The organism is Lysinibacillus sp. PWR01 (assembly GCF_043359455.1).
Classification (GTDB): domain Bacteria; phylum Bacillota; class Bacilli; order Bacillales_A; family Planococcaceae; genus Lysinibacillus; species Lysinibacillus fusiformis_F.
The window spans coordinates 82,676-97,073 of sequence record NZ_JBHERJ010000053.1 but is presented as its reverse complement, the minus strand read 5'-3'; the positions used below and the strand labels follow the sequence as shown (position 1 = coordinate 97,073).

The 14,398-nt window shown below is 37.9% G+C and carries 10 protein-coding genes; 1 reads left to right on the top strand and 9 read right to left on the bottom strand.

The features are described 5' to 3' along the window. Positions 1–51: 51 nt before the first annotated feature. The 6 genes from hutH to hutU form a co-directional block, all read right to left on the bottom strand. Positions 52–1,557 carry a histidine ammonia-lyase gene (hutH, locus tag ACEVFT_RS10985; protein WP_393949739.1) on the bottom strand — a complete coding sequence of 502 codons (1,506 nt, stop codon included), beginning with the start codon at positions 1,555–1,557 and terminating at the stop codon, positions 52–54. 29 nt (positions 1,558–1,586) lie between these two features. After that, positions 1,587–2,903 (bottom strand): Na+/H+ antiporter family protein, encoded by a 1,317-nt coding sequence (locus ACEVFT_RS10980; protein WP_393949738.1) that lies wholly within the window; start codon positions 2,901–2,903, stop codon positions 1,587–1,589. Positions 2,904–3,242: 339 nt separating this feature from the next. Continuing rightward, on the bottom strand, positions 3,243–4,406 hold the full coding sequence (locus ACEVFT_RS10975; RefSeq protein WP_393949735.1) for a M20/M25/M40 family metallo-hydrolase: 1,164 nt from the start codon (positions 4,404–4,406) through the stop codon (positions 3,243–3,245). Positions 4,407–4,421: 15 nt separating this feature from the next. Next, positions 4,422–5,687: an imidazolonepropionase gene (gene hutI / locus ACEVFT_RS10970; protein ID WP_393949733.1), complete on the bottom strand. Its 1,266-nt coding sequence runs from the start codon at positions 5,685–5,687 to the stop codon at positions 4,422–4,424. Between the two features lie 12 nt (positions 5,688–5,699). Continuing rightward, a complete protein-coding gene (locus tag ACEVFT_RS10965; protein WP_393949731.1) occupies positions 5,700–7,052 on the bottom strand; it encodes a YjiH family protein in 1,353 nt (450 codons plus the stop codon). Positions 7,053–7,128: 76 nt separating this feature from the next. Continuing rightward, positions 7,129–8,844: a urocanate hydratase gene (gene hutU / locus ACEVFT_RS10960; protein ID WP_393949730.1), complete on the bottom strand. Its 1,716-nt coding sequence runs from the start codon at positions 8,842–8,844 to the stop codon at positions 7,129–7,131. Between the two features lie 290 nt (positions 8,845–9,134). Between hutU and ACEVFT_RS10955 the strand changes: the two genes are divergently transcribed. Beyond that, positions 9,135–10,817, top strand: a complete 1,683-nt coding sequence (locus tag ACEVFT_RS10955; RefSeq protein ID WP_393949728.1) for a sigma-54 interaction domain-containing protein — start codon at positions 9,135–9,137, stop codon at positions 10,815–10,817. A gap of 53 nt (positions 10,818–10,870) precedes the next feature. Here the strand turns inward: ACEVFT_RS10955 and chrA are convergent, their stop codons facing one another. From chrA to ACEVFT_RS10940, 3 genes are all read right to left on the bottom strand, one after another. Further along, positions 10,871–12,064 (bottom strand): chromate efflux transporter, encoded by a 1,194-nt coding sequence (gene chrA / locus ACEVFT_RS10950; RefSeq protein ID WP_393949725.1) that lies wholly within the window; start codon positions 12,062–12,064, stop codon positions 10,871–10,873. 55 nt (positions 12,065–12,119) lie between these two features. Then, a complete protein-coding gene (locus ACEVFT_RS10945) occupies positions 12,120–12,965 on the bottom strand; it encodes a DUF4179 domain-containing protein (RefSeq protein WP_393949722.1) in 846 nt (281 codons plus the stop codon). Positions 12,966–13,077: 112 nt separating this feature from the next. Then, positions 13,078–14,277 carry a DHH family phosphoesterase gene (locus ACEVFT_RS10940; RefSeq protein WP_393949721.1) on the bottom strand — a complete coding sequence of 400 codons (1,200 nt, stop codon included), beginning with the start codon at positions 14,275–14,277 and terminating at the stop codon, positions 13,078–13,080. Positions 14,278–14,398 lie beyond the last annotated feature (121 nt).

Here is a 14,398-nt window from a genome sequence, read left to right as displayed (position 1 = left end):
AGAAGCGTCTTCTAGCATACTCTTTCAACTTTGACAGTTGCTACTTCTCTTTTACACTATACTAAAAATGTCATTACTACTTAATAAATATTGCGCAAGTGCTTCTGTCTCTTCTCCAATCGCCTTATCCCCTTCTAGTGGTGGGCAGAATGAACGTACTATGTCTAAAAATTTACGTGTAGCGGGCGCTAGTTGCTGCTCTGCTTTTTCTAAATAAATTGCTTGGGAAGCCGCAATTAGTTCAATAGCTAGGACTCGTGCGCAATTATGCACAATTTGACGGGCTTGTCTTGCCGCTGTCGTTCCCATACTTACATGATCCTCCTGATTGCCAGATGTGGGAATAGAATCCACACTGGAAGGGTGAGCAAGCACTTTATTTTCTGAAACGAGCGATGCAGCGACATATTGAATAACCATTAATCCGCATTCAAGTCCTGGATCTGTTGCTAGGAAAGGAGATAATCCACTTAATTGAGGATTCACTAAACGTTCCGTTCTCCTCTCCGAAATATTTGCCCACTCCGCTACGCCTACTTTTAAAAAATCCATAGCTAGTGCGATGGGTTGACCATGGAAATGACCACCAGATAATATCTCTCCATTTTCTAAAACGATCGGGTTATCAGTCGTCGCATTTGTCTCTGTGTGTAAGCGTTGTTCCACATATTGAAGGCATTGCCAGGAAGCTCCGTGTACTTGTGGTACACAGCGCAGTGAATAAGCATCCTGCATTCGTTTCTCACCCTGCATAGTGATGCGCTGGCTTCCTTTTAGCCACTTGCGAATACGCCTTCCCACTGTATCGATTTCAGCATGTGGACGCACTGCTAATAAATCAGCATCAAAGGCGCAAATAATTCCGCATAATCCTTCCATTGTTAGACAAGCAGCCATATCTGCTACATACCCAAGACGTTCTGCTTCATTAATGGTGATGATACCAATGCCTGTCATGGCTTGCGTCCCATTAATTAACGCGAGTCCCTCTTTAGCCTGTAAACGAACCGCTTTGAGTCCTGCCCTTTCTAACGCTTCTTTTCCTGACATAATTTGTCCTTGGTACTCAGCCATTCCTTCCCCAACAAGGACTATAGCGATATGTGATAATGGTGCCAGGTCACCACTAGCGCCAACTGAACCTTGTGATGGTACAATTGGATGCACATTTTTATTAATCAATTCCACTAATAATTGAAGTGTTTCTTGACGTATGCCTGAATATCCCCTTGCTAATGCATTCGCACGTAAAACCATCATAGCTCGCACAATCATAGTTTCCAGAGGTACACCTACTCCTACTGCGTCTGCCCGTAGCAAATTAAGTTGCAATAGTTCATAGTCTTTTTCTGCAATTTGTACATCGCTTAGTTTACCGAAACCTGTATTAACCCCATATATTGCTTGACCTTCCGCTAATCTTTTTTCAATACGCGCACGACTCTTCCTAACTTTTTCCAAGGCAGTTGGTGCTATGGCAACTTGTGCATCCGCTCTAGCAATTTTATCTATTTGTGCTCTTGTTAATGTAAGACCATCTAAATAAATTGTTTCCATCACTAACCCTCTCTTTTTTACGTTTATTTCTATAACACCATTGCGGCTATAATGCCAAATATAAATAAAGGAATATTATAATGAATAAAAGTTGGTACACATGTATCCCAAATATGATTATGCTGTCCGTCTGCATTTAAGCCTGACGTAGGTCCTAACGTACTATCGGATGCAGGAGAACCAGCATCACCTAGAGCTCCAGCCGTTCCAATAAGAGCTGCTGTAGCAAGTGGGCTAAATCCGACTGTCGCACATAATGGTACGAAAACAACCGCTAAGATAGGTATTGTGCCGAAGGATGTACCAATGCCCATTGTGACAAGTAGGCCTATAAATAACAATAATGTGGCTGTAATGAGTTTACTTTGTCCCGTCATACCAGTCATAGCCTCTACTAATTCTGTTATCGCATTAGTTTCTTTTAAAATCGTTGCATAACCGGAAGCAATCAGCATAATAAACGCTATAGTGCCCATCAGCTTGACACCATTCTGTACTACTTCCTCACTGTCCTTAATGAATACTACACGTCCAATGAACATAATAATAATCCCTGATAATGCACCTAACACGAGTGAACTTAATGATAACTGGATGGCAAGTGCTGCAAAAATGGCTACGATGGCCATCCACCCTTTACGATCCAATGTTGCCTTTATATTATCTGTCTTGGCTTTTTCATAGTCTTGAATGTCTTCTTTAAGCTGTTGATAGTCTCTAGGCTTTCTATAAGAAATAAAAATAGCGATCGCTAAGCCTACAAACATCCCTACTGCGGGAATTGCCATTGCCTTCGGAATTTGACTTTGTACAATAGTCATTCCATTGACTGTCATCTCTTGTGCAATAATTCCTTGAAATATCAATCCATAGCCAACCGGAATCCATAAATAAGGCATTTTCAAACCAAATGTTAATGCCGATGCTAAAGCACGACGATCTATTTTTAATTTATTAAAGAAAAACAAAAGCGGCGGTATCAATATTGGAATGAACGCAATATGTACCGGGATAAGTGTCCCTGACAAACACGCAATAATCGCCAACGCAAAAATTAAAATATACTTATTTGGTTTTTCGAGTGACAGGAGTTTTTGAATAAGTATATTTGCTAAGCCCGAATGTGCAATTAACGCAGCAAAAATCCCTAGTAATATATAACTTAAAGCAGTTTCAGATTGACCTCCCATCCCCCCTATAAAAATGGACACAGTTTCAGTAAGTGATAAATCAGCAACTAGGCCAGCGACAATCGCCGCAATTAATAAAGCGAATAGCACATGAATGCCACATAAACTTAAAATGGACAAAACAATCACTGAGATTAAAACAGGATTATCTAACATTTACATCCCCACTGTCTGTTTTATATAGTTTTAATCAAAATACTTGCAATGATAACGCTTCCTAAAGTCACAGTCGTAAATCCATCCACCAACATTGTTGTTAATATTTCATTGAAAATCTTTTTTTGTTCATCTTCTGTTTTTCCAATACGCCTACTAACTTCCTCACATACAATGTAATCACCTGGAAAACCAGATGTAGATGTTAATGCAACAGTAGTTACTAGGAATGGATTGTCTTTAAATTTACTTCGATCCTCTATTAATCAACATAAAGATACCAAGCATTTTTACTATATTTAATACGTTTAAAATGCTTGGCATTTCCTTTCCTCCTCCTTAAGATTTATGTCGTACATACCATTGCTCGATTAAAGCAGCAGTTAATCTACCTGTGTTGACTAAGTTTTCAATACTAATACTCTCTCCAAAAGAGTGAATATTCTGAAATCCATTCCCAAGGGTAATACAAGTCAATCCATTTTCATTTAAAACATTCGTATCTGCTCCGCCTAATGTTTTAGTTAAATAAGAAGAAACACCAATGCTATCTGTTGCTTCTTTTACGGTTTTTACTAGGTCATCATCTTCTAAAACATTAAACCCTAAATATTTCTCGTCAATTTTCACTTCCACATTCCCATTGTTTTTCTGTGCTGCTGCTTCCATCTTCTCCTGCATATGCGTCAATTGAGCCGCTAATTTCTCTTTGGAAAAACTTCTTACTTCGCCACCTAGCGTGACCGAACCAGGTATTATGGAGGTCAGCTCTCCCCCATGAATAATACCGATATTTGCAAGTGTTTCACTATCAATCTCACCTAACTTCATAGATAGTAGCCCTTCCGATGCGATTAAAATGGCACTATTTCCCACTTCTGCATTTAACGCTATATGAGCCGCATTGCCATTGACCGTGAACCAAATTCTACTACTATACGGCCCTTGTAAAATGATTTGCCCAACATCTCCACTACTATCAAAAATATAGCCCTGTTTACTCTTAATTTTTTGATAATCCATAAATTTCGCACCAACTAATCCCGCTTGTTCATTTACAGTTAAAATGAGCTCAATCGGTCCATGTGGAATGCCACTTTCAGTAACGGCACGCATCGCTTCAATATAGGAAGCAAGTGCCGCTCGATCATCAGCACCTAAAATCGTTGTCCCATCTGAATAAATAATATCGTCCTTAATTACAGGCTTGAGAAACTCTGTTGGTAATACAGTATCCATATGGGTAGAAAAAAATAAGGGGGGGATATTATTATCGGTACCTGGATGCCAGGCAATTAAATTTCCAACTTCACCATTAAAATGGATATGCGCCTCATCAAACGCTAATTGAAAACCTAATTTCGGTAATTTTTCCTTTAAAAATTCAGCTACTTGACTTTCCTTTCTACTAGGACCATTAATTTTAGCCATTTCTAAAAATAAATTTACTAACCTCTCTTCATTTACGTGTAATGCTGCTGTTGATGCATACTCAATTCCCATCTCTATTTCAACCTCCTAAATAAATACGTTTTCCTTTATCTGTAACCCTTCCTTTATCACGACGCTGCCTCGCTTTATAACTGTATCGACGATATTCGTTCCTAACTCATAAGCTACATGTTTATAATTGGTCACATCCCATATTTGAATATCTGCTATTTTACCAATTTCCAAGGTTCCTCTATCGGTTAAATTTAATGCTTTAGCAGCCACTTGTGTGGTAGCTTTTATCGCCTCTTCTACTGAAAATTGATAGAGTCGACAAGCCAAATTAATAACAAAAGACATGGAAGATGTATAGCAAGCAGGGCACATATCTGTTGCTAATGCAATTTGCATACCTCTATCTAACATTGCACGAGCATCAAATGGCCTTTTATGAGCCACTGCAAAATCTAACGCAGGCATTAAGACACCCACAACACCCACTTTTGCTAGCTTTGTCATTAAATCTTCAGGTGTGTAATTGAGATGATCGATGGAAATCATTTTCATACGGGCTGCTAAATCTGATCCCCCGATATAAGAATAGGCATCTGCATGAATTTTAGGTAATAATCCGTGTGCTAAACCTGCTTGCAGGATACGCTCGGATTCTTGCTCACTGAAATAGCCTTCATCACACCAGACATCGCAGAATTCTGCTAGCCTGTTCTGGGCTACTTGTGGAATCATGACATCCACAATTTCATTGATGTATTGTTCCTTCGATAAGTGATCTGGTATTCCATGAGCTCCTAAAAATGTATTTACTACATCCAGCGGGGTACTTTCTTGAAGTCGTCGTCCTATTCGTAAAATCTTCAGTTCACTTTCAGGCGTTAAGCCGTAGCCACTTTTACTTTCAACAGTTGTTGTGCCATGCTTAAGCATCGTCATAATACGCTTCTTAGATTGCTCAAAAAGCACATCCTCTGGTGTATCACGCGTCAGTTCAATGGTACGATTAGGCCCAGTAGTCATTGCTAGCTTCTTCAGGTTATCTTCAATATTTCCAGATAGTTTAGCAGCGTATTCTTCTACCCTACTTCCACAAAAAACCAAATGTGTATGGGCATCAATATAGCCTGGAGCTACCACTTTCCCCTTTGCATTTATAGTATTCAGGCTATCTATTTCATAACGTTTTGTTAGTTCCTCATGACTGCAAATATCAAGGATTCGTTGTTCTTCAATAACAATTGCTGTATCGGTTAATACTTGAAAATCCTGCATGTTGTCACCTGTACAGGGTAAAATTTGCGTTGCATTCAAAATAACAATATCTGGTCTTTTTATCACAGGATCACTCCTTTACAATAATAAATAGGCGATTGGAGTAACGATAATTAAAGTTAACACTGTTCGTACAAACCATATCGCTATCATTCTGCCTAAAGAAATCGGAATTTCAGTTGATAAAATACATGGAATTAACGCAGAGAAAAAGAGAATGGATGAAATAGATAGTGTACCGACTATAAAACGGGTTTCTATCGTACTTTCCATCACGACAAGTGACGGTAAAAACATATCGATTAAATTGACGACTGCTGCTTTTGCCACAATTAACGGCTCAGATATTTGTAGTAAATAGGTTAACGGCACAAACAAATAAGCTGCATAATCAAAAATAGCTGTATGATTCACAAGCCATAAACCAATAAGACCTATCGACATTATGGTTGGTAAAATACCCATTGCTATTATTAAGCCATCTTTAACATTTTCCTTTACGCTCTTCCAAAGATTTGGCGCACTTTCAGCCGTCAGCATCGCTTCTCTCCAAGCGTTTTGTAAGCGATTTTCATTGACTATCTTCTCCACATCACCATCCATATTGTCATAATAGCTATTACTTAGATTACGAATTGGCCAAATCCGTACACTAATAGCCGTTACTAAAAATGTCACGAAGAATGTAATCCAAAAATAGAGATTCCAAATGTCCATCAAATCAAGGGTGGTGGCCACAACGATCATAAAGGTCACTGAAACAGTGGAAAACCCCGTAGCAATAATAACGGCTTCTTTTGTTGTATACTTTCCTTCTTTATAAATACGATTAGTAATTAATAACCCAATCGAATAGCTACCAACAAAGGAAGCAACTGCATCAATAGCCGATCGGCCTGGCGTTTTCCAGATTGGTCGCATGATTGATTGCACAAGTATTCCTATAAACTCAAGTAATCCATAGCCGACAAGCATTGCTAAAAATATGGCGCCTATCGGGACTAATACGCCAATTGGAGTTAGAAGTGAATTATACCAATACGGCCCCATATCCTCAGCTAATAACCAACTCGGGCCAATTTGAAAGACAACTAGAATAGAAGCAATTGCTCCAATCACTTTTAAAAGTGATATGACAATCTCCATAATAAATTTATTCCAAGTCTTTTTATAAAAAGGATAGATGGCTCCAGCTATGACGATGATCAAAATGTAATAGACAATAGCTGACGAAAACTGGGTGCGAATAAACGTCACTAAATGATCTAGTGGTATAGTCTTTTTACCGTTAAGTGTGATAGAGATAAAGAACATGAAAATACCAAATAAGCTAAAGCCAAAAAATTTGTAGATAGCTGATTTTTGATATATGCGAGATGTATCCTCTAAAACATTGTTAAAATTTATAGGTGTTGTATCAGCTTTTTTCATGTACATGCCTCCTTTTAAACATCAAGAGGCCAGATACTTTGTTTACTAATTACACTGGCCTCTTGGCTTGAAATTTTTATACCTGTTCTTTTACTAAATCTTTCGGGCCAAAAGTAGCTGTTGGTTCCCACCATAATGGAATTTTAATGCTTTCATCTGTTAATTTCCCTTTACCGTTTGCTACATCTTTTGCTGTTTCATAGCCTGCTTGTGCATGACGCACAACACCAATACCTGAATCCACGGTCATTGCTACTTCTAAGCGCATATCAGATTCCTCTGTGCCATCTGCAATCATCGTAACACCAGTATGAACTGCTTCTCCCATCGAGTAGTTAGCTTGAAGAGCAATTAAGTCACACATCCCAACTGCGTTAAGCAAGCCATTTAAGACTGGCCAGTCAGAAATTAAATCTCCACCATCCTTCATATTTTCGGATTCAAATGTTGGATTGACGATTGAACCAGAATCTAAATTATCGCGGGAAAATGCGACAGGTCCACTCAATTCTCCTCTACGAATCATGTCATTGACCTCTAATGCAAACTTTTTACGTTGACCAAAGCCCATATAACAAATACGAGCTGGTAAAGCTTCAATTGGGATATGTTCTTTCGCCAGCTTAATCCAACGTGTTACAAGTAAATCATCGCTAAATTTTTCTAAAATCATATCATCGATTTTTCGTAAATCTTCAGGATCCCCGGACATACAAATCCAACGGAATGGCCCTCGTCCTTCACAGAATAGAGGACGTATATATTCAGCGACAAACCCTGGTAAACGTTTCGCCTCTTTTTCATCAAATCCTGCATCAATACATTCTTTTCGAATACTCGTTCCATATTCAAATGAATGTACCCCTTTATCTAACATGGCAATTAATGCTTTGAGCTCACGAATCATTGTTTGGCGTGCCTTATCTAAGTATTCAAGACGATTTCGATCACGCAGTTCCTCCGCTTCTTCAACGGTATAGCCTGCTGGTAAATAGGCAATCGGATCGTGTGCGGGTGTCATGGATGTTGCAATATCAGGTAAAAAACCGATTTTTAATGCTTGCTCAAAGATATCTGCAGCATTTCCTACTACTGCAATCCCAAGCGGTTCTCCTGCAGCAGCCTTGTTCTTAGCTAGTTCAATTGCTTCTTCTAATGAATTAACCACTACATCGATAAAGCCCTTTTCAATGCGACGGTTAATGATCTCAATATTAGAATCACATAGAATTGCAACACCACCATGCATTGTCATTGCACGTGTTTGATTGCCACCCATCCCTCCTGCTCCAGCCGTTAATAATATTTTTCCTACAAGGGAATCATTGTAATGAAGTCTTGCGATCGCAGATAGTGTTTCAAATGTTCCTTGAATTACCCCCTGTGTCCCGATATATTCCCAAGGTGCAGCAGTATAATTCGCATACATCGTTAGGTTCTTTTCTTGTAAATCATAAAATGTCGGCCAATCCGCCTTCATAATATTTGTTGTTGCCATAACTACTGTAGGTGCATACTTATGGGTTTTAAAGACAGCTACTGGCATACCAGACTGTACAACGAGTGTCTCATCGTCTTCTAAATTTTTTAAAGAATCTACAATTGCATGATAAGACTCCCAGTTACGTGCTGCTTTACCAATACCACCGTAAATGACTAACTCTTCGGGTTTTTCCGCATTTTCCATATTATTTTCTAACATTCTTAAAATAACTTCCTGACGCCACCCTTTGCATCGTAATGTATTTCCTCGTTGGGCTTTTACTGAATATAAAATTTCTGGTTTTGTCATTTAAAATTCCTCCTTTTTTGTGACTACACACTTTTATAATGCAATTACCGTGCCAACTTTTTAAAAACATTAAAAAATTTAATTTCAGAGTGCTTTTATAGCTGTTTATAGATAGAATGGCAGAAATAATATGCCGATGAAAAATAATGCCAGCTTTTTTATACGCAGATAAATTTTGCACAAGTTTTATTTTCTGTATATTGTTTCAATTCAGAAAATAGTTGTGGTACGATTTAGGGCAAAGCAGATAATTTTTGCATGCAAAATAACGAGAGAAAGAAGGTTTTTGTATGAATGAGGAATTAAAACGCTTAACCACTTTTTTTGGAGCAAATATCATTGCATTAGATAGTTCTTTTCGTGTGAAATGGTGGCATCTTAATGAAAGTATCTCGTTACAATTAGAAGTTGATATGCCTATTAGTATAATTGCTGATATGGATGTCACATTATTTCATCATCCACAACAGCATCTAACGCAAAACCAGCATTTATCTTTTACCATAGAACCTTTCTATTTTTCTGAGCAGACTTATTTTGTTTTAGTAGAAAATTTAGTAGATATTCAACATTCATTACAAAATAAAATTTTTGTTTTAGAAGAAATTATTGAGCATTTAGATGAAGGAATTATCGTTAGTAATGAAGATGGGGATATTATCTATTACAATGAGGCTCTCGCGAAAATGGAGGAGCGTAAAAAGGAGGACATGCTTGGTAGGAAGCTTTGGGATGCATACAATTATCAAGATCGTCGATTATCTGAACATAATCATATATTAAAAACGGCAAAGCCAATCTATACAAAATACCGAGCCCACGCCTATTCGGAAAATGAGCCAAAGTTTGTCGGCTATAGCTCTTTCCCAGTTCAAAAGGATAATAAAACAATCGGCGTATTTTCTATCACACACACTGAAACAAGCCTACGCAATCAATTACGACAAACGATGGATTCTAAGCGGGAGACAATGGAAGTACATGAAGTTGTAAAAAGGAATAACGGAACCATCTATACATTCCAAGATATAAAAGGTAACAGCCAAGAAATCCTACACACCCTTGAGGAAGCAAAAAATATCGCGAGTTATAATACTGATACACTTATCGTCGGTGAAACAGGTACAGGTAAAGAGTTATTTGCCCAAAGTATGCATAACTTAAGCCCTCGCGTAGCCAAACCTTTTGTTGCAATAAATTGCGCTGCTATTCCACCTACTCTTTTAGAGAGCACATTATTCGGTTCAGTGAAGGGCGCTTTCACAGGTGCTACCAATCAAGAGGGGCTTTTTGAATATGCGAAAGATGGCACACTATTTCTTGATGAAATAAACTCGCTCCCGATGGATCTGCAACCTAAATTAATGCGTGTTTTACAAGAAAGAGCTGTCAGACGTGTAGGCAGTAATACACTCATCCCTATTGAATGTACCGTCATAAGTGCATCCAATGAAGATCCTGAGCTCCTTACTGCAGGCGATCGAATGCGCTTAGACTTATTTTACCGTATTGCTCATTCAAGCGTATACATCCCTCCATTACGAGAGCGACCAAATGATATACTTTTCTTTATACAACATTTTTTGCATAAAAATGTGCTAAAGTACATGAAAGCTGATATTACGATCCATCCAGAACTTTATCAATTACTGGTGGAATATGATTGGCCAGGGAATGTACGTGAACTCGAACATTTAATTGAAAACCTTGTAATTCAAACCAGCACAGATAATCAAATTACAGAAGATATGCTTCCACGTTATTTAAAAAATAAATTATCAATTAAAACGATACCATCTAAAAAAAGACCTTTAAAATCATTGATGCAAACGAATGAGGAGCAATATATTCGAAAGGTTTTACAGCAATGCGGAGGAAATATTTCCGCAGCAGCTAAGCAATTAAATATATCACGTCAATCTTTACAATATCATATGAAAAAGCTAGCTATTCGAAAAGAAGAGCTCATCTAAACTAAAAAAATCAAAACCACCGCAATAAGTGGTTTTGATTTTTGGTTTATCCCTTAAAAACAGAGAATACCTATGCCAATTCCCATAAATACAAGTAAGTAAGGCTGTATTTCCCATCGAATTAAACACCATAAAAAGACAGCGACTATGAAAATATCTAACGTGCTGAGGATGGTTTGTGTCACAATGGGATGAATAAAAGCTGCAGCGAGTATACCAACGACCGCCGCATTGGCGCCTGCCATCGCACCTCTAAGTCGAGCAATACGACTTAGGCTAATCCAAAATGGTAGCGCTCCGATCACTAATAAAAATGCTGGTAAAAATATCGCGAAAGTAGCAATAATCGCCCCTGGGACGCCAGCAATGACCATACCGATATACGCAGCAAATGTAAATAAAGGTCCCGGAACTGCCTGTGTCATACCATAGCCCGCTAGAAAATCGGAGGTACTTATTTGACCACTCTGAACAAATTGTGTTTCTAGTAAAGGTAAAACAACGTGACCGCCACCAAATACTAAGGCACCTGCAAGATAAAACTTCTCCATCATGGCAATCCATTCATGTTGCCATAAAGCGCTTATTATAGGTAAACCTAGGAGTAATATGAAAAAAAGCGCTAGTAAAACAATGCCGGTGGTTTTTGAAATAGGTATATGAACCAATGTTGACGTATTACCCTCGTCGCCATTTTTTAGCAGTTGAAAACCTAAAAACGCAGCTATCAATATTGCTGCGATTTGTGCAAATGGATGTATCCATGTTAACACTGTTATCAATGTCAATAAAGCAATCGACCAATGCCATTTTGTCGAGAGTATTTTTTTGCTCATATCAAAAATAGCATGGGCAACAATCGCCACTGCTACTAACTTCAAACCATGAATCCAACCCATCTTAAGCTCTGTATATATGGAGAAATAGGCAAAAAGGATAAGTATCAACACAGAGGGTAAAGTAAAACCAAGAAATGATAGAAAGCTTCCTAATACTCCGCCTCTAAGTAAACCAACCCCCATCCCCACCTGACTGGATGCAGGACCAGGCAAAAATTGACTTAACATAACGAGTTGACCATAATCATGTGTGGAAAGCCATTTGCGCTTCTGTACATATTCCTGTTGAAAATAACCGAGATGAGCTGTTGGCCCCCCGAACGAGGTGCAGCCCAATTTTAAAGCAACGAAAAAAATCTCCCATAGCGTTCGCAAACTATCCACTACTTTCCATATCTTTTCTTTCATCTTACACGGAAAGGAGATTTTTTCAGATTAAGAGTTTGTAAAATTTACTTTCCCATTAATCTTTCTTTATTTTTATCGCCGAATCCACTTTCTTGCCCTCTTTATTGATTGGAATTAATGTATAATTTCTTTCTGTTAGATACAGTGCATCTACACGGCTCCCCCACCTTGTACCCTCTTTATTTAATGGATAGGGTGTTGCAAAGGTCCATGATTGTCCTGCTTTTGATTGGATTTTAAAGTGTAATGCCTCATTGACAACACTTTGTTCAGCATGAAAATAAATCGTTGTCGAAATGGGTGTGGAGACTATTTTGTCAATCGTTATTTCCTGCTGATCGACATGCTTCACTTTTTTATCAATGGAAAAGATTTCACGATCCTCTTGTAATTGCTCTTGAGAAGCATCTACCTGAAATTCCCACGGCTTCTCAATTGGTGTTTCCACATTCCAATCTTTATAACGAATAACTAATTCTAAATGCTCATCTGTCGGAAAATCATCCATTTTAATGCTATTGTATATCGTATAGACGTTGGCAGACTTTGCAATGGACTGGCCTCCATTACGAACCATATAATCTTGACCATTGACGAGTATTTGTGGAAAGAAAAATACTTGATGATCTGGCGAAAATTCTTTTACAGGTTCGTATGTTGCATTCAGTAAAATTTGATTGTCATCTATTATCACTTCATTTAATGTTAACCGCCCTAAGCTATTGTTAGCTGTTTCCCCTACCACTGTTTTATAGGCTTCAAAATCCACATCCTGATCCCACCATAAATACAGTACCAATCCACTAGCAACCATTAATAAAAGGATCAAAACAATAAGCCATTTCTTACTTCTCCGATTTTCCTTATCCAAATCCACAACTCGAAGTATATCATTGGACAACAGTACACCTCATTTTTATAAAAATCGTTATGATTCATTGTAGTGCTCAATAAAGCATTATATAACCTTGATTACAAGCTAGGCCGAAGATTCATTATGTATAAAAGGAATATTACATCCCTTTATGTAGATGACGAACTTTATTGACTTCCTGCATTAAATGGTCCACAAAGAGATCATCTCTTACTAGCCATGCTTGATTGTTTCGTTTTAAATACCACTCCGCTTCATTATAGCTTGCAAAGGTTTGTGGCAGTGGCGTGTTATTTTTTTCAATTATCCAGTCAACCTCATCGTTTGAATAGAGCCTATACATTTCATCTTGCTGATTTTTATAGTAAGTTCCAAACGTAGACCCCTTTACGTTATAACGATTTCTTTTTGCATCCTCTGGAATAGGCTCTATATGGAATGTGTCCACCACAAACCGCTTGTAAGCTTCCACCGTTAATGAGCAGCCAGCAGCCTTTTGATGCCCACCTCCGCCATATGTGGCAGCAATAGCTGACACATCGATATGATCATGGACTGTTCGAAAGGATATTTTTTTACTACCCATATTGATCATCGCAATATAATCAAGATGCGTATTTTCCTTTCCCAATTCATTGCCAAGCTCAGAAAGATAGGATTCTGCATAGACAACCCCAGCATAGAAATCGCCCAAATTGGTTTGAATAAGTTCACGTTTCTTACGCCGAATGTAACGCTCTGTTTTTTCTTCTTCCATGCTTAAAATTTTCTTTTCAAATTCATCAAAGTCAAAATGATCACTTATTTTTAAACGTTCAAGCATTTTCTCTTCAAACTCTTCAATAGACACTAGAAAAAACAGTGCATTTAATCTTTGCGCTTGAAAATTCCCGTTCTTTTCCCATTCCCATGTATCGTATTGTCTTACTAACTCTACAAATTCTGAAATGGCTTCTGTTTTTTCTAATAGTCCATGGGTCACCAGGTATTGATAAAATAAAGATGTAGCTGACGTTAAAAAGCCTTGCTCATCCTCAACTACTACCTTTCCCCATTCATATTGATTAAAATGGAGTGCTGTCTTATGATGATCCAGCAATTGCACATTACCAGTCGCCTGATAATAATCATGAATCCTTTTTTCATTCGCTTCATTTGGAGAAAGATCTGTAATAAACAAAAATGTTTTCTGTTGGTCGTTCTCCAAAAAGAATTCGATTTCGCGATCAAGTGCTGTAATGGAGTTGTAGCGTATCTTTACCTTATCGTTAAAAGCAAGCTTGGCTAAAATTCCACACCCTACTCCGTCTAAATCATTATGTGTTAATAATTTATACATGTTTTCACCTCCACTGTAGTATGGTTATTTTTTTGGTGTTCAAACAGCTAATGACGATCAAGAAGTAACAACATTGATATTGTATTCGAGATAACATACATTAAAACCATATATCCTTTAT

What these genes read in the sequence shown, in the direction of transcription:
- hutH (WP_393949739.1), bottom strand. Translation starts at nt 1,557, where the DNA reads ATGGAAACAATTTATTTAGATGGTCTTACATTAACAAGAGCACAAATA.
- ACEVFT_RS10980 (WP_393949738.1), bottom strand. Translation starts at nt 2,903, where the DNA reads ATGTTAGATAATCCTGTTTTAATCTCAGTGATTGTTTTGTCCATTTTA.
- ACEVFT_RS10975 (WP_393949735.1), bottom strand. Translation starts at nt 4,406, where the DNA reads ATGGGAATTGAGTATGCATCAACAGCAGCATTACACGTAAATGAAGAG.
- ACEVFT_RS10965 (WP_393949731.1), bottom strand. Translation starts at nt 7,052, where the DNA reads ATGAAAAAAGCTGATACAACACCTATAAATTTTAACAATGTTTTAGAG.
- hutU (WP_393949730.1), bottom strand. Translation starts at nt 8,844, where the DNA reads ATGACAAAACCAGAAATTTTATATTCAGTAAAAGCCCAACGAGGAAAT.
- ACEVFT_RS10955 (WP_393949728.1), top strand. Translation starts at nt 9,135, where the DNA reads ATGAATGAGGAATTAAAACGCTTAACCACTTTTTTTGGAGCAAATATC.
- chrA (WP_393949725.1), bottom strand. Translation starts at nt 12,064, where the DNA reads ATGAAAGAAAAGATATGGAAAGTAGTGGATAGTTTGCGAACGCTATGG.
- ACEVFT_RS10940 (WP_393949721.1), bottom strand. Translation starts at nt 14,277, where the DNA reads ATGTATAAATTATTAACACATAATGATTTAGACGGAGTAGGGTGTGGA.